17 protein-coding genes are annotated in these 19,369 nt (G+C 73.5%); 9 read left to right on the top strand and 8 right to left on the bottom strand.

Annotated elements, in window-relative coordinates:
- Nucleotide 1: 1 nt before the first annotated feature.
- The 4 genes from cydC to ACK8HX_RS04215 are packed head-to-tail and all read right to left on the bottom strand — an operon-like array spanning nt 2 to nt 5,807.
- Nucleotides 2-1,648 carry a thiol reductant ABC exporter subunit CydC gene (cydC, locus tag ACK8HX_RS04230; protein WP_411939413.1) on the bottom strand — a complete coding sequence of 549 codons (1,647 nt, stop codon included), beginning with the start codon at nt 1,646-1,648 and terminating at the stop codon, nt 2-4.
- Nucleotides 1,645-3,312: a thiol reductant ABC exporter subunit CydD gene (gene cydD / locus ACK8HX_RS04225; protein ID WP_411939412.1), complete on the bottom strand. Its 1,668-nt coding sequence runs from the start codon at nt 3,310-3,312 to the stop codon at nt 1,645-1,647. The genes cydC and cydD overlap by 4 nt, the downstream gene beginning before the upstream one ends.
- Nucleotides 3,309-4,337, bottom strand: coding sequence for a cytochrome d ubiquinol oxidase subunit II (cydB, locus tag ACK8HX_RS04220; RefSeq protein ID WP_411939411.1), 1,029 nt, complete (start codon nt 4,335-4,337; stop codon nt 3,309-3,311). The genes cydD and cydB overlap by 4 nt, the downstream gene beginning before the upstream one ends.
- Nucleotides 4,338-4,352: 15 nt before the next feature.
- A complete protein-coding gene (locus ACK8HX_RS04215) occupies nt 4,353-5,807 on the bottom strand; it encodes a cytochrome ubiquinol oxidase subunit I (protein ID WP_411939410.1) in 1,455 nt (484 codons plus the stop codon).
- A gap of 181 nt (nt 5,808-5,988) precedes the next feature.
- Here ACK8HX_RS04215 and ACK8HX_RS04210 point away from each other — a divergent pair, with 181 nt between their 5' ends.
- Together ACK8HX_RS04210 and ACK8HX_RS04205 are read left to right on the top strand one after the other, a co-directional pair.
- Nucleotides 5,989-6,384, top strand: a complete 396-nt coding sequence (locus ACK8HX_RS04210) for a helix-turn-helix transcriptional regulator (protein ID WP_411939885.1) — start codon at nt 5,989-5,991, stop codon at nt 6,382-6,384.
- The gene (locus ACK8HX_RS04205) at nt 6,377-6,862 is read left to right on the top strand and encodes a VOC family protein (RefSeq protein WP_411939884.1); all 486 of its coding nucleotides are present in this window, start codon (nt 6,377-6,379) and stop codon (nt 6,860-6,862) included. Before ACK8HX_RS04210 ends, ACK8HX_RS04205 begins: the two co-directional genes overlap by 8 nt.
- Nucleotides 6,863-6,947: 85 nt before the next feature.
- On the opposite strand, the gene galE is transcribed toward ACK8HX_RS04205, so the two are convergent.
- Complete coding sequence (gene galE, locus ACK8HX_RS04200; RefSeq protein WP_411939409.1) at nt 6,948-7,967, bottom strand: UDP-glucose 4-epimerase GalE; 1,020 nt, start codon at nt 7,965-7,967, stop codon at nt 6,948-6,950.
- Between the two features lie 53 nt (nt 7,968-8,020).
- Nucleotides 8,021-8,407, bottom strand: coding sequence for a phage holin family protein (locus ACK8HX_RS04195; protein ID WP_411939408.1), 387 nt, complete (start codon nt 8,405-8,407; stop codon nt 8,021-8,023).
- A gap of 125 nt (nt 8,408-8,532) precedes the next feature.
- Between ACK8HX_RS04195 and hisC the strand changes: the two genes are divergently transcribed.
- Genes hisC through ACK8HX_RS04180 form a run of 3 tightly spaced genes read left to right on the top strand, consistent with a single transcriptional unit; the run spans nt 8,533 to nt 12,380 of the window.
- Nucleotides 8,533-9,624: a histidinol-phosphate transaminase gene (gene hisC / locus ACK8HX_RS04190; RefSeq protein WP_411939407.1), complete on the top strand. Its 1,092-nt coding sequence runs from the start codon at nt 8,533-8,535 to the stop codon at nt 9,622-9,624.
- A 60-nt stretch (nt 9,625-9,684) separates the two neighbouring features.
- Nucleotides 9,685-10,704 (top strand): TIGR03885 family FMN-dependent LLM class oxidoreductase, encoded by a 1,020-nt coding sequence (locus ACK8HX_RS04185; protein ID WP_411939406.1) that lies wholly within the window; start codon nt 9,685-9,687, stop codon nt 10,702-10,704.
- Complete coding sequence (locus ACK8HX_RS04180) at nt 10,701-12,380, top strand: alpha-amylase family protein (protein ID WP_411939405.1); 1,680 nt, start codon at nt 10,701-10,703, stop codon at nt 12,378-12,380. The genes ACK8HX_RS04185 and ACK8HX_RS04180 overlap by 4 nt, the downstream gene beginning before the upstream one ends.
- Here ACK8HX_RS04180 and ACK8HX_RS04175 read toward each other — a convergent pair.
- The gene (locus ACK8HX_RS04175) at nt 12,371-13,399 is read right to left on the bottom strand and encodes a serine hydrolase domain-containing protein (RefSeq protein WP_411939404.1); all 1,029 of its coding nucleotides are present in this window, start codon (nt 13,397-13,399) and stop codon (nt 12,371-12,373) included. The genes ACK8HX_RS04180 and ACK8HX_RS04175 overlap by 10 nt on opposite strands.
- Nucleotides 13,400-13,665: 266 nt before the next feature.
- Between ACK8HX_RS04175 and pdhA the strand changes: the two genes are divergently transcribed.
- The 4 genes from pdhA to ACK8HX_RS04155 all read left to right on the top strand — a co-directional run bounded on the left by pdhA (nt 13,666) and on the right by ACK8HX_RS04155 (nt 18,977).
- Nucleotides 13,666-14,862 (top strand): pyruvate dehydrogenase (acetyl-transferring) E1 component subunit alpha, encoded by a 1,197-nt coding sequence (gene pdhA, locus ACK8HX_RS04170; protein WP_411939403.1) that lies wholly within the window; start codon nt 13,666-13,668, stop codon nt 14,860-14,862.
- Nucleotides 14,859-15,830, top strand: coding sequence for an alpha-ketoacid dehydrogenase subunit beta (locus tag ACK8HX_RS04165; RefSeq protein ID WP_411939402.1), 972 nt, complete (start codon nt 14,859-14,861; stop codon nt 15,828-15,830). The genes pdhA and ACK8HX_RS04165 overlap by 4 nt, the downstream gene beginning before the upstream one ends.
- Before the next feature lie 15 nt (nt 15,831-15,845).
- Nucleotides 15,846-17,333, top strand: coding sequence for a dihydrolipoamide acetyltransferase family protein (locus tag ACK8HX_RS04160; RefSeq protein ID WP_411939401.1), 1,488 nt, complete (start codon nt 15,846-15,848; stop codon nt 17,331-17,333).
- Between the two features lie 180 nt (nt 17,334-17,513).
- Nucleotides 17,514-18,977 carry a Rossmann-fold NAD(P)-binding domain-containing protein gene (locus tag ACK8HX_RS04155; RefSeq protein ID WP_411939400.1) on the top strand — a complete coding sequence of 488 codons (1,464 nt, stop codon included), beginning with the start codon at nt 17,514-17,516 and terminating at the stop codon, nt 18,975-18,977.
- Here ACK8HX_RS04155 and ACK8HX_RS04150 read toward each other — a convergent pair.
- A complete protein-coding gene (locus tag ACK8HX_RS04150) occupies nt 18,914-19,258 on the bottom strand; it encodes a hypothetical protein (RefSeq protein ID WP_411939399.1) in 345 nt (114 codons plus the stop codon). The two genes, ACK8HX_RS04155 and ACK8HX_RS04150, sit on opposite strands and share 64 nt — an antisense overlap.
- Nucleotides 19,259-19,369: the final 111 nt, after the last annotated feature.

The following is a 19,369-nucleotide window of genomic DNA, read 5'->3' as shown; positions in this document are numbered from 1 at the left end:
GCTACTCCTTCGGGGTGGGCGATGAGCGTACGTCGAGCGCGAGCACCTCGTGGAACCGCGCGAGCGACTCGGGGCGGTGGCTCACCATCACGAGGCTGCGGCCGGCCGTGGCGTCGAGGACGTCATCGAGGACGGCGGTCGCCGTCGGGTGGTCGAGGTGGGCGGTCGGTTCGTCGAGGAGGACGAGGTCGCGGTCGGCGAGGACGGCCCGGGCCACCCCGAGGCGGGTGCGCTCGCCCCCGGACACGCCCCGACCGCCGGTGCCGAGGCGGGTGTCGAGGCCCTCGGGGAGTCCCGCGGCCCACGGTCCCAGCCCGGCGAGGTCGAGGGCGCGGCGCAGGTCGGCGTCCTCGGCGTCCGGCCGGGCGAGGCGCAGGTTGGCGGCGAGGCTGGCGGCGAAGACGTGCGGCTCGTCGTCGACGACCGCGACGCGGCCGCGGACGTCCTCGAGCGGGAGGCGCCGCACGTCCTCCCCGTCGAGGAGGTACGTCCCCCGGGCGGGGTCGAGGTGGCGGGCGAGGACCGCGAGGAGGGTGCTCTTGCCCGACCCGTTCGGCCCGACGACGGCGACCCGCACCCCGGGAGTGAGGACGAGGTCGGTCGGCGGCAGCTGCTCCCCGTCGCCGGACCAGGACGCGGAGACCCCGTCGAGGTCGACGCGCCGCCCCTCGCGGGGGTGCTCCGGTCCGCCGCCACGGACGTGGCCCGGGTCGAGCACGGCCGGAGACCGGCGGAGGAGGGCGTCGAGCCGCGCCGCGCTGCCCTGCGCCCGGGCGAGCGAGCGCATCGTGTCGACGAGCGGGGAGAGGGCGTCGCCCACGGCCACGGGAACGAGGACGAGGAGCGCCGCCACGGGGGCCCCGACGGTCGCGGGGTCGACGACGAGCGCGGCCGCCAGGGTCGCGGCACCGGTCGCGAGGAGGACGACGAGCGAGACGAGCGCGCGTCCTCGGGACTGGCGCCGGGACACGCGGCGCCACGTGGCGTGGGCGTCCTCCAGCCAGCCGGCCGCCGTGGCCGCGCCCTCGACGGCACGCAGCTCGCCGGCGTGCCGGGCGACGAGGTCGGACACCCGCACGACCTCCGCGCGCGCCGCGAGCAGCTCGTCGCGCGACCGGGACTCGACCCACCAGGCGGCCCAGCAGGACAGCGCGACGGCGAGCAGGAGGGCCGCGACGACGAGCCCCACGACGGGCGAGAACCAGGCGACGAGCAGGGTCGCGACGACCCCGGCGACCGCGCTGGACACGACGGGGACGGTGACCCGGACGGTGGCCTCGGTGACGTCGGTGAGGTCGTCGACGACCCCGGTGAGGACCGCCGACCTCGCCCGCCGCCCGAGCCGCGCGGGCGTCAGGGGAACCAGCGCCGCGTACACCGAGGTGCGGCGACGGGCGAGGTCGTCGAGGGCCGCGTCGTGCGACACGACCCGCTCGAGCCACCGCAGGAGGGGGCGCGCCATCCCGAACGCCCGCACCCCGACGATGGCGGTGAGGAGGGTGAGGATGACGGGCCGCTCGCTCGCGCGGACGACGAGCCATCCCGAGGTCGCGGTGAGCGCGATGCCCGCGGACGTCGCGGCCCCGCCGAGCAGCCCGCCGAGCACGACCGCGCGGGACGGCACGAGCAGGGAGCGCCGGGTCGTCATCGCGACACCTCCGCGGGCGCCGCGAGGGCGACGTGGTGGTCGGCGAGGGCCACGAGCTCGGGGCGGTGGGTCACGACGAGGACGGTGCGGCGCTCGCCGAGGTCGACGAGGAGCCGGTGCACCCAGCCGGCGGCGTCGGCGTCGAGGTGCGCGGTCGGCTCGTCGACGAGGAGCACGGGGGCCGTGGAGAGCGCCGCGCGCGCGAGGGCGACCCTGGCCCGTTGCCCGGCCGAGAGCCCGAACCCGTCGTCCCCGACCGGGGTGGCGAGCGACTCCGGCAGCCCGGCGACGACGCCGTCCAGCCCGACCGTCCGCAGGGCGTCCCAGAGGGCCTCGTCCGGGGCGTCGTTCCCCAGGCGCAGGGCGTCGCGCAGGGTGCCGGCGGGGAGGAACGGGCGCTGGGTCACGAGGTGGGCCCGGCCGGCGTCGACGGTGCCCTCGTCCGGGGAGCGCAGGCCGGCGACGAGCTCGAGGAGCGTGGACTTGCCGACCCCCGACGGCCCGGTGAGGGCCGTGAGCCCCGGCCCGGCCGCCAACGAGACGCCGGTGAGGACCGGCGAGGCCGCGCCCGGGTACGTGTAGGCGACGTCGGCGACCCGCACGCCGACCTCCTCCGACGCCCCGGCGCCCTCCCGCCCCTCGACCCGACCTCTGCCGGCCGAGGTCGGCGCACCGGCCCCGGGGTCCATCCGGTCGGTCGTGACCGGACCGGCGCTGGGTGGGGCGAGCTCGGTGAGGATGGCGTCGAGCGCCTCGGCACCGTCGGCCGCGGCGTGGAACTCGGCGCCGACGCGGCGGACCGGCCAGTACGCCTCCGGCGCGAGGAGGATCGCGGTGAGCCCGGCGGTCAGCGTCATCGACCCGTGGGTCAGCCGCAGCCCGACGACGACCGCGACGATCGCGACCGAGACGGACGCGAGCAGCTCGAGCGCGGCCGAGCTCGTGAACGCCAGGCGCAGCGTGCGCATCGTCGCGACCCGGTGGCGACGGCTCACGTCCTCGACGACCTCGACCTGCCGCTCCGCACGCCCGTAGCCGACGAGCGTCGGGAGCCCCCGGACGACGTCGAGGAAGTGCCCGGCGAGCGATGACAGGGCCACCCACCGGCGTTCGGTCTCGGCCTGGGTCGCCCGTCCGATGAGCGCGGCGAAGAACGGGAGCAGCGGGAGGGTGAGGACGACGACGAGCGCGCTCAGCCAGTCGACCCACACGAGGGCCAGGACGGCGAGCACCGGCACGACCGCCCCCGACACCAGGGCCGGGAGGAAGCGGGCGGCGTAGGGCTCGACGGTCGCCACCCCGTGGGCGGCCAGGGTCACGGCACGGTCGGGGTCCGGGCGCGCCTCGGCCGGCACGTCGAGCCAGCGGGCGAGGAGGCGCTCACGCAGGGCCGCGGTCACCTCGACGCCCGCCCACGCCGCGACCCGTTCGACGACCCAGCCGAGGAGCGCCCGCACCCCGAAGACGGCGGCGAGGACGACGGCGGCCGGCGCCACGGCATCCGGGCGGTCTTCGACCGCGACGACCGCGACGACGAGGCGCGCCAGCGCGAGCGCGAGCCCGATCGTCGCCACGCCCTGGGCGATGCCGGTGACCGCGAGCAGCACGACCGGCCCCCGGGCGGCGGGGGCCGCCCGGAGCAGGTGCGGGTCGAACGGCCTCACTTCACCGCCACCGCCCGCGGGATGTGGTGGGTGCCGAGGCGCTTGCGGAAGGTCCAGTAGGTCCACGCCGTGTAGAGGAGGACGACCGGGGTGAAGACGACCGCGGCGACGGTCATGATCTGCAGGGTCAGCTCGCTGCTCGAGGCGTTCTCGATGCTCAGCGACAGGCCGCCGACGAGCGTCGAGGGCATGACGTCGGGGAAGAGCGCGAGGAAGTAGGTCGTGACGGCGGCCGCCATCGTCACGGCGGTCCCGGCGAAGGCCCAGCCCTCGCGCCCCGCGACGTTGGCCGCGAGGGCGCCGACGAGCGAGAGCGCCGCGACGGCGCTCGCGGCCCAGGTCCACGTCGTCCCCTGGTCGAGGCCGAGCCACGCGAGGAGGGCCACGGCCAGGACCGCCGCCCCCGCTCCCAGCGTCGTGCCGAGCCGTTGCGCGTCACCGCGGAGGTCGCCCGTCGTCTTCAGCGCGAGGAAGAAGGTGCCGTGGGCGAGGCTGAGCGCGAGGACGACGAGCCCGCCGAGCAGGCTCGGGACGTTGAGCAGGGTGAAGACGGTGCCCGTGAACTCCATGTCCTGGTCGATGGGCAGCCCGCGGACGACGTTGGTCAGGGCCACCCCGACGAGGAACGGCGCCACGACGGAGCCGCCGACGATCGCGAGGTCCCACCGGCGGCGCCACGTCGCGTCGTCGCGCTTGCCGCGGTACTCGAAGCCCATGTTCCGGACGATGAGCGCGACGAGGAGCAGCAGCAGCGGGAGGTAGAACGCGGAGAACATCGTCGCGTACCAGTGCGGGAAGGCCGCGAAGGTGGCACCGCCGGCGGTGAGCAGCCACACCTCGTTGCCGTCCCAGTGGGGGCCGATCGTCGTGAGCATGACGCGTCGGCGCTTCTCGGTGTCCTCCGCGTCCGCACCGGCACCGAGGACGGGCAGGAGGGCGCCGACCCCGAAGTCGAACCCCTCGAGGACGAGGTACCCGGCCCACAGCAGGCCGATGAGGCAGAACCAGATGAGTGCGTAGTCCATGACGGGTCCTCGGTGTCAGTAGGCGAACTGGAGCGGGGCGTCCTCGTCGACGCCCGCGGGGTCGCGCGGGTCCTCGAAGGGCTCGGCGCCGCGGCGGACGTAGGTGAGGAAGAGCCTGACCTCGATGACGGCGAGGACGGCGTAGACGAGGGTGTAGGCGACCATCGAGATCCACACCTCGGTGGCGCTGACCGAGGGCGAGACGCCGGACGCGGTCGTCATCAGCCCGTAGACGACCCACGGCTGGCGCCCCGCCTCGGTGAAGATCCAGCCCCAGCTGTTGGCGAAGACGGGGGCGAGCGGGGTGAGGACCGCGACGGCCGTCCACCACCTCGCCTGCGGCACACCGTCCTTGCGCGTGGCCCAGAGCACCGCGGCGCAGGCGGCCATCGTCGCGAAGCCGAGTCCCATCATGAACCGGAACGACCAGTAGGTCAGGGGGATGACGGGTGTGTAGTCCTCGACGAGGACGAGCGCGGCGACGTCGGGACCGTAGCGGTCGGCGACCTTCTGGGCCATCGCGAGCTCGCTGGCCTTGAGGTCGTTGATGCCCTCCACGGTCCCGTCGAAGGACCCGGTCCCGAGGAAGGAGAGGAGGCCGGGGACCTCGATGACCCGCGTCGCCTCGCTCCCGTCGAGCGACCCGATCGACAGCACGGAGAACGGCGCGTTGGCCGTCGTCTCGTAGAGCCCCTCTGCCGCAGCCATCTTCATCGGCTGGACCTCGGTCATGATCTTGCCCTGGACGTCGCCGGTCGCGATGACGCCCAGCGACGCGACGAGCGCCATGACGGCGCCGAACCGGGTGGCCCTGCGGTACATCGGCGCGTCGTCGGTGCCGGCGTGCCTGCGCAGGAGCCACAGGGCCACGCCCATCGTCGTGGCGCCCCCGACCATGTAGGCCGAGGTGATGACGTGCGGGAACGTCACGAGCTGCACCTTGTTGGTCAGCACGGCGAGGAAGTCGGCCATCTCGGCGCGACCCGTCTCGGGGTTGAACCGGTAGCCGACCGGGTTCTGCATGAAGGAGTTCGCCGCGAGGATGAAGTAGGCCGAGAGCACCGTGCCGATGTGCACGAGCCACATCGAGGCGGCGTGGAGCCTCTCGGGGACGCGGCCCCACCCGAAGATCCAGATGCCGAGGAACGTCGACTCGAGGAAGAACGCGAGCAGGGCCTCGAGGGCCAGGGGTGCGCCGAAGATGTCGCCGACGAAGCGGGAGTAGTCCGACCAGTTCATCCCGAACTGGAACTCCTGCACGATGCCGGTCACGAGCCCGAGGGCGAAGTTGATGACGAGGAGCTTCCCCGTGAACTTGGCCAGCCGGAGGTACTCGGGAGCCCGGGTCCGCAGCCACTGGGTGTGGAACACCGCGACGACGAGCGAGAGCCCGATCGTGACGGGGACGAACAGGAAGTGGTAGACGGTCGTGATGGCGAACTGCCACCGGGCGACATCGACGGCATCCATGGGCGGGCTCCTGGGCGGCGACTCGGACTGACAACGACGGTGCGTAGTACAAACTACACGACGTCGTAGTGACGGCGAAGCCGCCGGCGGCGCCGACCCTGTGACTCGCCCCACGCCCCTGTGGCACCGTGGGGGTGTGCACCGTGACGACCTCGTCCGGCTCCGCAGGGCCCGCGACCGGATGGACCGCGACTTCGCCGAGCCGCTCGACGTGCCAGCCCTCGCCGCCGAGGCGCTGATGTCGGTGGGGCACTTCCACCGCAGCTTCCGCGAGGCGTTCGGCGAGACGCCCTACCAGCACCTCATGACCCGTCGGGTCGAGCGGGCCGCGGCGATGCTGCGCTTCGGGGACCTCGCCGTCACCGACGTCTGCATGGCCGTCGGCTGCACCTCGCTCGGCTCGTTCAGCAGCCGGTTCACCGAGCTCATGGGGATGACGCCCACCGAGTTCCGCGCCCTGGCGCACGAGAGCGCGCGCGTCATCCCGACGTGCGTCGCGAAGCAGGTCGACCGACCGACGCGCAAGCGGTCAGGATCGGAGAAGCGGGAGGAGGGAGCCCGTGCCCACCATGGGTGACATGGAGACGAACACGACCACCTCGGCCGCACCGGCCGCCGTCCACCCCGCCGCCGCGTCGCTCGCCGTCGCGAACTGCTTCCTCGTCGTCGACGACCACGACAAGGCGCTCGAGTTCTACCGCGACGTCCTCGGCTTCACCGTCACCAACGACGTGAGCCAGGGCGAGTACCGCTGGCTGTCGGTCTCACCGCCGGCGCAGCCGGACCTCGAGGTCGTCATCCAGTCGGTCGGGATCTACCCCGGCAGCAGCGACGACGACCGCACCGCCATGGACACCCTCCTCGCCAAGGGCCTGATGTCCTCGCTCATCCTTCGGGTCGACGACGTCGACGCCCTCTTCGAGCACGTGGCGTCCTCCGGGGTGGGCGAGGTGCTGCAGGAGCCGGCGGACCAGTTCTACGGCGTCCGTGACTGCGCGTTCCGTGACCCCGCGGGCAACATGATCCGCGTCAAGAGCCCGCTGAAGACCAGCTGACCGTCCGGGAACCGACCGATACGTCGATCCGGTACGGCGGGAGCGTACGAGAATCGACGTCTTGGACGATCTCGGAAAGGCGCGGTCAGGCGTCGGGGTAGCCGTGGGGGTTCTGGCTCTGCCACCGCCAGGTGTCGGCGCACATGTCGTCGACGGTGCGGGTGGCCCGCCACCCGAGCTCGGCCTCGGCTCGGGTCGGGTCGGCGTACGAGGCCGCGATGTCGCCGGGCCGGCGGTCGACGATCTCGCAGGGGAGCGCGTGCCCGCAGGCCCGCTCGAACGCGGCGAGCAGCTCGAGGACGGAGGTCCCCTGCCCGGTGCCGAGGTTCCACGTCGAGACCGGGGCGTCGGTGTCGACGAGGCGGTGCAGGGCCGCGATGTGCCCGGCCGCGAGGTCCTCGACGTGGATGTAGTCGCGCACGCCCGTGCCGTCCGGGGTGTCGTAGTCGCCACCGAACACCGACAGCTTCTCGCGGCGCCCGACGGCGACCTGGGCGATGTAGGGCATGAGGTTGTTCGGGATGTCGCTGGGGTCCTCGCCGATCGTCCCGGAGGGGTGGGCCCCGACCGGGTTGAAGTAGCGCAGCAGGGCGATCCGCCAGGACGGGTCGGCCGCCGCGACGTCGCGCAGGACCTGCTCCTGCATCACCTTGGTCCAGCCGTAGGGGTTGGTCGCCGAGGTGGGCAGGTCCTCGCCCATCGGCACCGGCGCCTCCGCCCCGTACACCGTTGCGCTGGAGGAGAACACGAGCTTGTCGACCCCGTGGCGACGCATCGCCCGCACGAGCGAGAACGTGGAGCCGAGGTTGTTCTCGTAGTACTCGAGCGGCTTCTGCACGCTCTCACCGACGGCCTTGAACCCCGCGAAGTGGATGACGGCGTCGAAGGGCTCGTGCGCGAAGAGGTGCTCGGTCTTGTCGACGTCGGTGAGGTCGAAGGAGCGCACGTCGAGCGGGGCGCCGGTCAGGGCCTCGATGCGCCCCACGACCGACGGCTTGGCGTTGGCGAACGAGTCGACGACGACGACGTCGTGCCCCGCCGCGACGAGCTGGACGACCGTGTGGGAGCCGATGTAGCCGGCACCGCCGGAGACGAGGACGCGCATGGGGCGACCCTACCGGCGGCTCCGGGAGGCCACCGCCGCGTGGCCGTGGCCGGTCAGTCGTCGTCGGGGAGGACGACGCTGAGGACCCAGGAGACGAGCGTGATGACGACGGCGGCCATCACGGCGTCCCACCAGAAGTGGTCGATGCCGAAGGAGAGGTCGAGCGCACCGCCGATCCACTCGGTGATCTGGAGCATGAGCGCGTTGACGACGAACGTGAAGAGCCCCAGCGTCAGCACGATGAACGGCAGCGAGAGCAGCTTGACGATCGGCTTGATGACGGCGTTCACCAGCCCGAACAGGAGGGCGACGAGCCCGATCGTCAGCAGCTTGCGGCCCCAGGACGAGTCGCCCTCCGCGAGGTCGACCCCGTCGATGACGAGGGCGGCGACCCACAGGGCGATGCCGTTGATGACGACGCGGATGAGGAAGTTCTTCACCCGCGCAGTGTGGCAGGTCGCGCGACGGGAGACCTCCCTTCGGAGGCGCCCGGCGCGCGGGACCGGCCACCCGCCGGCAGGGAGGGCGGCGGGTGGCCCTCCGGGGCGGTCCTACAGTGGGCGGCATGACCGACCCGACGCCGGTGCGGCTGCGTGCCGCCCTCGACGCCCTGCCCGCCTACACCCCGGGGCGCCCCGCCTCCGCGCCGGAGGGCGTCACGGCCTACAAGGTCAGCAGCAACGAGAACCCCTTCCCACCGCTGCCGTCGGTGCTCGAGGTGCTGAGGAAGGCCGCCGAGTCGGTGAACCGCTACCCGGACATGGCGGTCACGGGCCTGACCGAGGCCCTCGCGGCGCGGCTCGACGTCCCGGCGGCGCGGATCGCCACCGGCCCGGGGTCGGTCGGCGTCCTCGGACAGCTCGTCGCGGCCACGTGCGGGCCGGGTGACGAGGTCGTCTTCGCCTGGCGCTCCTTCGAGGCCTACCCCATCCTCGTGACGCTCTCCGGCGCGACACCGGTCCAGGTGCCCCTCGCCCCTGGAGCGCGCCACGACCTCGACGCGATGGCCGACGCCGTCACCGAGCGCACCCGCCTCGTCCTCGTCTGCACGCCGAACAACCCCACGGGGACGACCGTCGGCGCCGACGAGCTCGAGCGCTTCCTCGACCGCGTGCCGGAGGACGTCCTCGTCGTCCTCGACGAGGCCTACGTCGAGTTCGTCACCGCCCCCGACTCACCCGACGCCCTCGCCATCCACCGGGCGCGACCCAACGTCGCCGTCCTGCGGACCTTCTCCAAGGCCTACGGGCTGGCCGGGCTGCGGGTCGGGTACGCCGTCGCGCACGAGCCGGTCGCGGCGGCACTGCGCAAGGCCGCGATCCCCTTCGGTGTCAACTCGCTCGCCCAGGCGGCCGCGGTCGCCTCGCTCGAGGCGGCCGACGAGCTCGAGGTGCGCGTCAAGGAGCTCGTCGCCGAGCGCGAGCGGGTCGTCGACGCGCTGCGCGAGCAGGGGTGGGACCTCCCCGACCAGCAGGCCAACTTCGTGTGGTTCGGGCTCGGCGAGGACACCGCCGCGTTCGCCGCCGCGTGCGAGGCCGCCGGCCTCACGGTGCGCCCGTACGGCACCGACGGCGCCCGCGCGACGATCGCCGAGCGCGAGGCGAACGACCGCCTCGTCGAGGTCGCGGGGCGCTTCCTCGCGACCCGCTCCGCCTGACCCACCGACCGGGTCGTCACCAACGCCCATCCGGGGCGGAGGAGTGGCAAGGATGACCGGATGACGGTCATCGGGTTCCACTGCTCCCACGAACAGGTCCCGCCGGGCACGCTCCTGCGCGACGTCCAGCACGCCGAGCGGGCCGGTTTCACCGCGGCGATGAGCTCGGACCACCTCTCGCCGTGGTCCGAGCGCCAGGGGGAGTCCGGGTTCGCCTGGTCCTTCCTCGGGGCCGCGCTCGCGACGACGAGCCTGCCGTTCGGCGTCGTCAACGCACCGGGCCAGCGGTACCACCCGGCGATCGTCGCCCAGGCGATCGCGACCCTGGCGAGCATGTTCCCCGGACGGTTCTGGGCCGCCCTGGGCTCCGGCGAGGCGAGCAACGAGCGCGTCACCGGTGACGAGTGGCCCCGCAAGGAGGTCCGTGACGCGCGACTGGTCGAGTGCGTCGACGTCATCCGCCGCCTGCTCTCAGGGGAGGAGGTCAACCACGACGGGCTCGTGCGGGTGAACCGCGGGCGCCTCTGGAGCCTCCCGGACACCGTGCCGCCGCTCATCGGACCCGCGGTCACCCCCGGCACTGCGGCGCGGCACGCGGCGTGGGCCGACGGCCTGGTCACCGTCAACCAGCCCCTCGAGACCCTCCGGCGCGTCCTCGACGCCTACCGCGACGCCGGAGGGCGCGGCGCGGCCCGCCTCCAGGTGCACCTGAGCTGGGCCCCGACCGAGGACGAGGCGCTCGCCATCGCGCACGACCAGTGGCGCAGCAACGTCCACGGCCCCCCGGTCTCGTGGGACACCGAGACGGTCGAGGCCTTCGACACGATGGCGGCCACGGTGACCCCCGGGCAGGTGGCCGAGGTCGTCCGCGTCTCCGCCGACCCCGCGCAGCACGCGGCGTGGATCCACGAGTACGTCGAGCAGGGCTGGGACGAGGTCTACCTGCACCACGTGGGGCAGGAGCAGGAGGCCTTCATCGACACCTTCGGCGAGCACGTCCTCCCCCAGCTGAGCCCCCTCCCCCCGCCGCCCGCCGTCACCGACCGCAGGCCCGTCGAGCGCGAGGAGGACGCCCGATGAGGATGAGCCAGACCGGCGACGTGTGGTGGAAGTCGGCCGTCTTCTACTGCGCCGACGTCGAGACCTTCCAGGACAGCGACGGCGACGGCATCGGCGACCTGCGCGGGATGACCGAGCGCATCGAGTACCTCGCCGACCTCGGCATCACCTGCCTGTGGCTCATGCCGTTCTACCCGACCGCCGGACGCGACGACGGGTACGACATCACCGACTTCTTCGGCGTCGACCCGCGGCTCGGGACCCACGGCGACTTCGTCGAGCTCGTCCGGACGGCCCGCAGCCGCGGCATCCGCGTCATCGTCGACTTCGTCATGAACCACACCTCGGACCGGCACCCGTGGTTCAGGAGCGCCCGTCGCAGCGTCGACGACCCGTACCGGCAGCACTACGTCTGGTCGGCCACCAAGCCCCGCAGCAGCAAGGCCGAGGTCGTCTTCCCCGACCAGGAGGACAGCATCTGGGAGCGCGACGACAAGACCGGCGAGTGGTACCTCCACCACTTCTACAGGACACAGCCCGACCTCAACGTCGCCAACCCCGCTGTCCAGGAGGAGATCTCGCGAACGCTGGGGTTCTGGCTCGAGCTGGGGGTCGCCGGCTTCCGCATCGACGCGGTCCCCTTCCTCTTCGCGACCGACACCTACCCCGGCTCCGAGCCGGGCGGCTTCAACCCGCAGCGCTACCTCAAGGACGTGCGCGACTTCGTCACGAGGCGACTCGGCGACGCCGCGCTCCTCGGGGAGGTCAACCTGCCCTACGACCAGCAGAAGGACTTCTTCGGCGGGGCCGACGGCGACGGCCTCAACCTGCAGTTCGACTTCATCGGGATGCAGCGGCTCTACCTGTCGCTGGCGCGTGAGGACGCCCGGCCGCTCGCGGACGCCCTGCGGGTCCGGCCGCACCTCGACGAGACGAGCCAGTGGGCCAACTTCGTCCGCAACCACGACGAGCTCACCCTCGACAAGCTGCCGATGGCCGAGCGCAAGGAGGTCTTCGCCGCGTTCGGCCCCGACCCCGGGATGCAGCTGTACGGGCGTGGCCTGCGGCGGAGGCTGCCGACGATGCTCGGCGGCGACGAGCGCCGCGTCCGGCTCGTGTACTCGCTGATGTTCTCGCTGCCCGGAACGCCGACCCTGTTCTACGGCGAGGAGATCGGCATGGGGGAGAACCTCGACATCGAGGGCCGCCTCGCCGTGCGCACCCCGATGCAGTGGGACACCGGACCCAACGGCGGCTTCTCGTCGGCGCCGAAGCGGCGGCTGACGCGTCCCCTGCCGACCGGCCTGTCCGCACCCGAGCACGTCAACGCGGCCGACCAGCGGCAGGACCCCGCCAGCCTCTGGAGCTTCGTCCGCACCCTCATCCGCCGCTACCGCCAGATGCCGCAGATCGGGTGGTCGGAGGTCGAGGTGCTCGACCACGCGGTGCCCTCCGTGCTGGCGCACGTGTGCCGCGTCGACCAGTGGCGCCTCCTCGCGCTGCACAACCTCGCCGCGGAGGACGCCGTCGTGACCCTGGAGCTGGGCCGGGTCCCCGAGGGCTCGGTGCTGCGCGACGTCCTCGACGGCGAACCCGACGTCGAGCTGCCGCCGTCCGGACGGGTCGAGCTCCGGGCCGACGGGCACCGGGGCCGCTGGCTGCGCGTCCTCGCCCCCGGGGAGCAGGCCTACGCCTGAGGCCCCGCGAGCGAGGCGGCGAGGGCGCGGGCGACGGGCCAGGCGCCCTCGCTGGTGTTCGACACCACCGTCCACGTGAGGTCGGCCCGGCGGTCGTGGACCGTCCGGAACGACACCCCCGCGTCGCTCCCGACCAGGCCCGCGACGCCGTCCTCCGCACCCAGCCAGAACCCGAGGCCGTAGCGCGAGCCCGACTCGGTGGTGGCGCGGGACGTCATCGCGTCCTCCATGAGCGACATGGGCACCACGGCGCCCGCGAAGAAGGCCCGCCACAGCGCGAGGACGTCGGCGGTCGTCGTGTACGCCCCGCCGTCGCCGCTGCCGACGACCGGCAGGTGGAGGACGTTCGTGCGCGGCCGGTCGGCCCACAGGTAGCCGGTCGCGGCGTCGCCGGGCAGCTCGTCGGAGCGGAGGAAGGCCGTGGCGCCCATCCCGGCCGGGCCGCAGACGCGGTCGAGGACGAGGTCCTCGAAGGTCACCCGCGCGGCACGTCCGGCGACGATCGCCAGCACGACGAACCCGCTGTTGTTGTAGGTGAACCGCTCACCGGGCGGCGACACCTGCGGCAGCCCGTCGAGGACAGCGAGGTAGTCCTCGGCCGTGGTCAGGGTGTGCACCGGCACCCGGAGGACGTGGTCGGTGACCTCGGGCACGGCCTCCTCGTCGACGTAGTCGCCGATGCCCGAGTGGTGCGAGAGGAGGTGCTCGACCGTCACGGCGCCGTCGACGAGCGGCAGGTCGGACCCGAGGAGGTCGCGCACCCGGGTGTCGAGCGAGAGCGTGCCGTCGGCCACGAGGGAGAGCACGGCGAGGGCGGTCAGCCCCTTGGTGCCGCTCGCGATGCCGAACCTCGTCGCCGGCGTCGCCGCGACCCCGTGGCGGCGGTCGGCGAGGCCGTACGCGGCGTCGAGGAGCGTCGTGCCGGCCCGGTCGACCCGCACGGCACCCGAGAACGTCGTGGACGACACGACCGCCTCGACGGCGTCGACGAGCGCGGCGTCCTCCCCTGCGTCGGACATGGCCCGACGGTAGACCCGGTGGCCCGTCGGGCGCGAGCGTGTTTCCACGCACCCGCGCAGGGTGGCCTCCCCACCCCCGACCAGCGGCTTCGTGGGATCGCGGCACCCACCGGTACGGTGGACCCGACACCCGGCAGTGACCGTCGCCACACCCAGCACCAACGGTCACGACGACCCTGCCGAGGGTCCGCGCGGGCCGTGCCCACCGCGGACCCCGGCCCCGACGCGGCGCCCGTCACCACGGACGCCCGGAGAAGGAGTGCCCAGTGAGCGACAACGAGGTCGCCCCCCTCGAGACGGCGTTCGGCGTGGACCACCACGTCACGCGTGCCGAGGCCCCCGAGCGCCCCGTCCAGGACGGCGGCCCCGAGATGGTCCAGCTGCTCAACCCCGAGGGCGAGCGCGTCAGCCACCCCGACCACGACGCCGTGGTCGACGCCCTCTCGGACGAGGAGCTGCGCGGGTTCTACCGCGACCTCGTCCTCATCCGGCGCTTCGACGCCGAGGCCACCGCGCTCCAGCGCCAGGGCGAGCTGGGCCTGTGGGCCAGCCTCCTCGGGCAGGAGGCCGCGCAGGTCGGGTCCGGCCGTGCGCTGAGGCCCCAGGACTACGCGTTCCCCACCTACCGCGAGCACGGTGTCGCCTGGTGCCGCGGGGTCGACCCGGTCAACCTCCTGGGGATGTTCCGCGGGGTCAACCACGGCGGCTGGGACCCCAACGAGAAGAACTTCCACCTCTACACGATCATCATCGGCGCCCAGACCCTGCACGCCACGGGCTACGCGATGGGCGTGCAGCGCGACGGCAACGTCGGCACGGGCGACGACGACCGTGACACCGCCGTCATCGCCTACTTCGGCGACGGCGCCACGTCCCAAGGCGACGTGTCGGAGGCCCTGGTGTTCGCGGGCGTCAACAACAGCCCGGTCGTGTTCTTCTGCCAGAACAACCAGTGGGCCATCTCCGAGCCGAACGAGAAGCAGACCCGCGCCCCGCTCTACCACCGCGCGCGCGGCTTCGGCTTCCCCGGAATCCGGGTCGACGGCAACGACGTCCTCGCGGTCTACGCGGTCACCAAGGCCGCCCTCGACGCCGCCCGCAGTGGTCAGGGGCCCACGTTCATCGAGGCCTTCACGTACCGGATGGGCGCCCACACCACCTCCGACGACCCCTCGAAGTACCGCGTCAGCGCCGAGGTCGAGGTGTGGAAGCACCGCGACCCCATCGAGCGCTTCAAGCGCTGGCTCACCACGACCGGCCGCGCCGACACCGACTTCCTCGAGGCCGTCGACGAGGAGGCCGCCGAGCTCGGCGCCGGCATCCGCGAGCGGTGCCTCGCGATGCCCGACCCCGCCGGCTCGGAGATGTTCGACCACGTCTACGCCGAGGCGCACCCCGTGATGGAGCGCGAGCGGGCCGAGTTCCTCGCCTACCAGGCGTCGTTCGAGGGGGCGCACCGATGAGCCAGACGACGATCGCCAAGGGCATCACGAGCGGCCTGCGCGCCGCCATGGAGAAGGACCCCAAGGTCGTGCTCCTCGGTGAGGACATCGGCAAGCTCGGTGGCGTCTTCCGCGTCACCGAGGGCCTGCAGAAGGACTTCGGCGAGGACCGCGTCATCGACACCCCGCTCGCCGAGGCCGGGATCATGGGCACGGCGATCGGGATGGCGCTGCGCGGGTACCGCCCCGTCGTCGAGATCCAGTTCGACGGCTTCGTCTACCCGGCGTTCGACCACATCGTCAGCCAGATCGCCAAGCTGCGGGCCCGCTCGCTCGGCTACGTGTCGATGCCGATCGTCGTCCGCATCCCCTTCGGTGGGGGCATCGGCGCGGTCGAGCACCACAGCGAGAGCAACGAGGCCTACTTCGCGCACACCGCCGGCCTGCGGGTCGTCGTCTGCTCGAACCCGCACGACGCGCACTGGATGATCCAGCAGGCGATCGAGACCGACGACCCGGTCGTCTTCTACGAGCCCAAGCGCCGGTACTGGGACAAGGGCGAGGTGGGCGCTGCGCCCGACGGCGCGCTCGGCACCGCCCGCGTCCTGCGCGAGGGCAGCGACGTCACCCTCCTCGCCTACGGGCCGATGGTGAAGACCTGCCTCCAGGCCGCGCAGGCCGCCGAGGAGGAGGGCCGCAGCCTCGAGGTGATCGACCTCCGCTCGCTGTCCCCGCTCGACGAGACGGCCGTCCTCACGTCCGTTCGCAAGACCGGACGGGCGGTCGTCGTCCACGAGGCGTCGACCTTCCTCGGGCTCGGGTCCGAGATCTCCGCGCTCGTCACCGAGCAGGCCTTCTACTCGCTCGAGGCGCCCGTGCTGCGGGTCGGCGGCTACAACGTGCCGTACCCGCCGAGCCGCCTCGAGGAGGAGTTCCTGCCCGACCTCGACCGCGTCCTCGACGCCGTCGACCGTTCGCTCGCCTACTGAGAGGGGTTGTCGCACATGGCACTTCGTGAGTTCCGTCTGCCCGACCCCGGTGAGGGCCTCACCGAGGCAGACATCGTCACCTGGCACGTGAAGGTCGGCGACGTCGTGAAGGTCAACGACATCGTCGTCGAGATCGAGACGGCCAAGTCGCTCGTCGAGCTGCCGGTGCCGTTCGCCGGCACCGTCTCGGCGCTGCTCGTCGAGGAGGGCTCCACGGTCGAGGTCGGCACGCCGATCATCGCCGTCGAGGACGGCCAGGGCGGGGGCGCTGCGGCGCCGGCCGGTGGGTCGGGTGCCGAGGCGACCGCGCCGGCTGCCTCGTCCGCCGACGCGCCCCCGGCCGCCGAGCAGGTCGAGGAGGGCCTCATCGGCGGCACGACCTCCACGGGTCGCACCGCCGTCCTCGTCGGCTACGGCGTCAAGCAGACCGAGGCCAAGCGCCGCCCGCGCAAGGGCTCCGACGTCCCGGTCGAGGTCGATGCCCCCGACCTGAAGGCGGAGGCCAACGAGGTCGCCATCGAGCCGCTCGAGCTCGCCCCGGAGGGACTCGCGACCGATGGCGGGTCAACATCGACCAATAGGGCGATCTTGACCCGCGGCGAGGGTGCGCGGGCACTCGCCAAGCCGCCGGTCCGCAAGCTCGCGAAGGACCTCGGCGTCGACCTCGGCTCGGTCGCCCCGAGCGGGCCCGGTGGCGTCGTCACCCGCGCCGACGTCGAGGCGCACGCCTCCGGTGCGGCCGCCCCGGCGGCGACCGCCGCGGCTCCCGCCGCATTGGTCCCGGGTGAGCGGGAAACCCGCGTCCCCGTCAAGGGCGTGCGGAAGATGACGGCCCAGGCGATGGTGGGCTCCGCGTTCACCGCACCGCACGTCACCGAGTGGGTCACCGTCGACGTCACCGCGACGATGGAGCTCGTCGACCGGCTGAAGAAGGACAAGGAGTTCAGGGACGTCAAGGTGACGCCCCTGCTCGTCCTCGCCAAGGCCATGTGCGTCGCCGTCCGTCGCAACCCCGAGATCAACGCGTCCTGGGACGAGGGGGCGCAGGAGATCGTCCTCAAGCACTACGTCAACCTCGGCATCGCCGCCGCCACACCGCGCGGCCTCGTCGTCCCGAACGTCAAGGACGCCGACCGCATGTCGATGCGCGAGCTCGCCGAGGCCATCGGCGCCCTCACCGCCACCGCGCGCGAGGGGCGCACCCAGCCGGCGGAGATGTCCGGCGGGACTATCACCATCACGAACGTCGGCGTCTTCGGCGTCGACGCCGGCACCCCGATCCTCAACCCGGGGGAGGCGGCGATCCTCGCGTTCGGCGCCGTCAACCGCCGGCCGTGGGTCGTCACGGGTGCCGACGGCAGCGAGTCGATCGAGCCGCGCTGGGTCACCACCCTCGCGCTCTCCTTCGACCACAGGCTCGTCGACGGCGAGCTCGGCAGCCGCTACCTCGCCGACGTCGCGGCGCTGCTCAACGACCCGTCCCGCGGCCTCGTCTGGGGCTGAGTCCCGACTTTCCCGCCTGATGCCGGAACCTTCGGTGGGGCACCCCGAACGTCGGGGGGTCCCACCGAAGGTTCCGGTGCCTCGCCACGTCGGCCCGGGCGTCCGGCGGTCCGTCGGCCCGGCGCTGCGACCACCCGACGTCGTGGCGCGGCGCGACCGCACGCTCGGTAGGGTCGACGGGTGAGCGAGCCCACCGGAGTCGTCTTCCCCCAGGTCGACGGGCGCCGGTCCACGGCCGCCACCGGACGGGCCGTCGTCGCCGATGCCCTCGCCCCCGTCGACCCGGTCGGGGCCGCGGCTGCCGCCCGCGAGACCAGCTGGCGCAGCGGCTACCTCACCCACTTCCGGCGGCTCGTCGAGGCCGGGCTGGCCAGGCCGGAGGACGCCCGCGCCGTCGCCGCCGCCGGCCTGGCCTCCCTGCACGAGCGGATGAGGTGGCGTGACCCCGACGGGCGCGAGGTGCGCCTCGACGCCGCCCTCGGCGGGGTGGCCGGCAGCCCGGCCGACCGGCTCGGCACCGAGGTCGTCGAGGGCACCGGCCGGGCGGACACCGCCCTGACCCTGCCCTACCGCGGCCGCCGACTCGCCGGCGACGACCTGCGCCGCCAGCTCGACACGTGGGTGGCCGACGGCGTCGTCGAGCCGAGCCTGCGCGAGGCCGTGACGGCCGTCCTCGAGAACCCCTCGTGGCTGCGGCTCGAGGGCCGCACCGTCGTCGTCCTCGGGGCGGGCGCCGAGATGGGCCCGCTGCGCGCCCTCCTGCGATGGGGCGCCACGGTCGCCGCCGTCGACCTGCCCCGCCCGGAGCTGTGGGGCCGTGTCCTCGAGGAGGCCCGCACCGGCGCCGGGCGCGTGCTCGTCCCCGCCCTGCCCGGCAGGTCCGCGCTCGCGGAACGGGCCGGCGTCGACCTGGTCCACGACCTCCCGACGGCCACCGGCTGGGTCGCCGGCGTCGAGGGAGGGCTCGTCCTCGGCAACTACGTCTACGCCGACGGCGCGACGAACGTGCGCGTCAGCACCGCCGTCGACGCCCTGACCCGCACGGTCCGCGGCGCCCGCCCCGACACCGCCCTCGCCTTCCTCGCGACCCCCACCGACGTCTTCGCCGTCCCCGGCGAGGCGGTCGAGGCCAGTGTCCGGGCCTACGCCGCCCGGCGGACCTCGAAGGTGCTGCGCGTGCCCCTGCGCACGCTGTCCGGCGGTCGCCTGCTGCGACGCAACTACCGGCCGGGCGAGGATCCCGGGCTCAACGACTCGGTCGTCCTCCAGCAGGGCCCGAACTACCTGCTCGCCAAGCGGCTCCAGCGGTGGCGGGCCACGACGGCCCGGGCCGAGGGCGCCACGGTGTCGTTCAAGATCGCGCCGCCCACCCGCACCCGGTCGGTCGTGAAGAACCGGGCGCTGGCGGCGGCCTACGCGGGGGCGCACCGGTTCGGCGTCGAGGTCTTCGAGCCGGGCACCGCGAACACGCTGATGGCGGCGCTCCTCGTCCACGACCTCGTCGCGGGCCCTCCCGCCCTGGAGCACCCGTGGCAGGACGAGGCGTGGGGGGCCGCGCACGGCGGCCTGTGGCGCTCGGCCTACGACCCGCGCAGCGCCCTCGGCCTCGCCGCCCTCCTCGGGGCGGCATCCGCCCGTCCCTGACGTCGCGGCGCCGGACCGGGGAAGGCCGCCTCGAGGACGCGGGCGAAGGCCTCGTCGACGACGGCGGTGAGCCGGATCCGCGCCACCGGGTCGGTCAACGCCTCGGCGAGGCGCTCCATCTCGTGCAGCCGCACGAGGTCGTCGTGGAGGCTGCGGTGGACCGGAGTGGGCTCGCGGCCGGCCTCGGAGGGCTCGGCGGCCGCGCGGCGGCGCAGCGGGATGACCGGTGCGAGGCCCCGGTCCCCGGTGGGGGACGGCCTCCGGCACGGCTGCTCGGCCACGACGGACTCCTTCGCGCGACGACGGACCGGACGGTCCGTCACCTCTGTCAGGAGCCGACGGCGCGGCCGGTGATACGGCAGGGTCGGGCCCGCTCGGTGCGACCCGCCAGA

The sequence above is a fragment of the Oryzobacter faecalis genome (genome assembly GCF_046764005.1).
Taxonomy (GTDB): domain Bacteria; phylum Actinomycetota; class Actinomycetes; order Actinomycetales; family Dermatophilaceae; genus Oryzobacter; species Oryzobacter faecalis.
The sequence above is the reverse complement of the archived record's forward strand: the minus strand, read 5'-3'. Positions and strand labels throughout refer to the sequence as shown.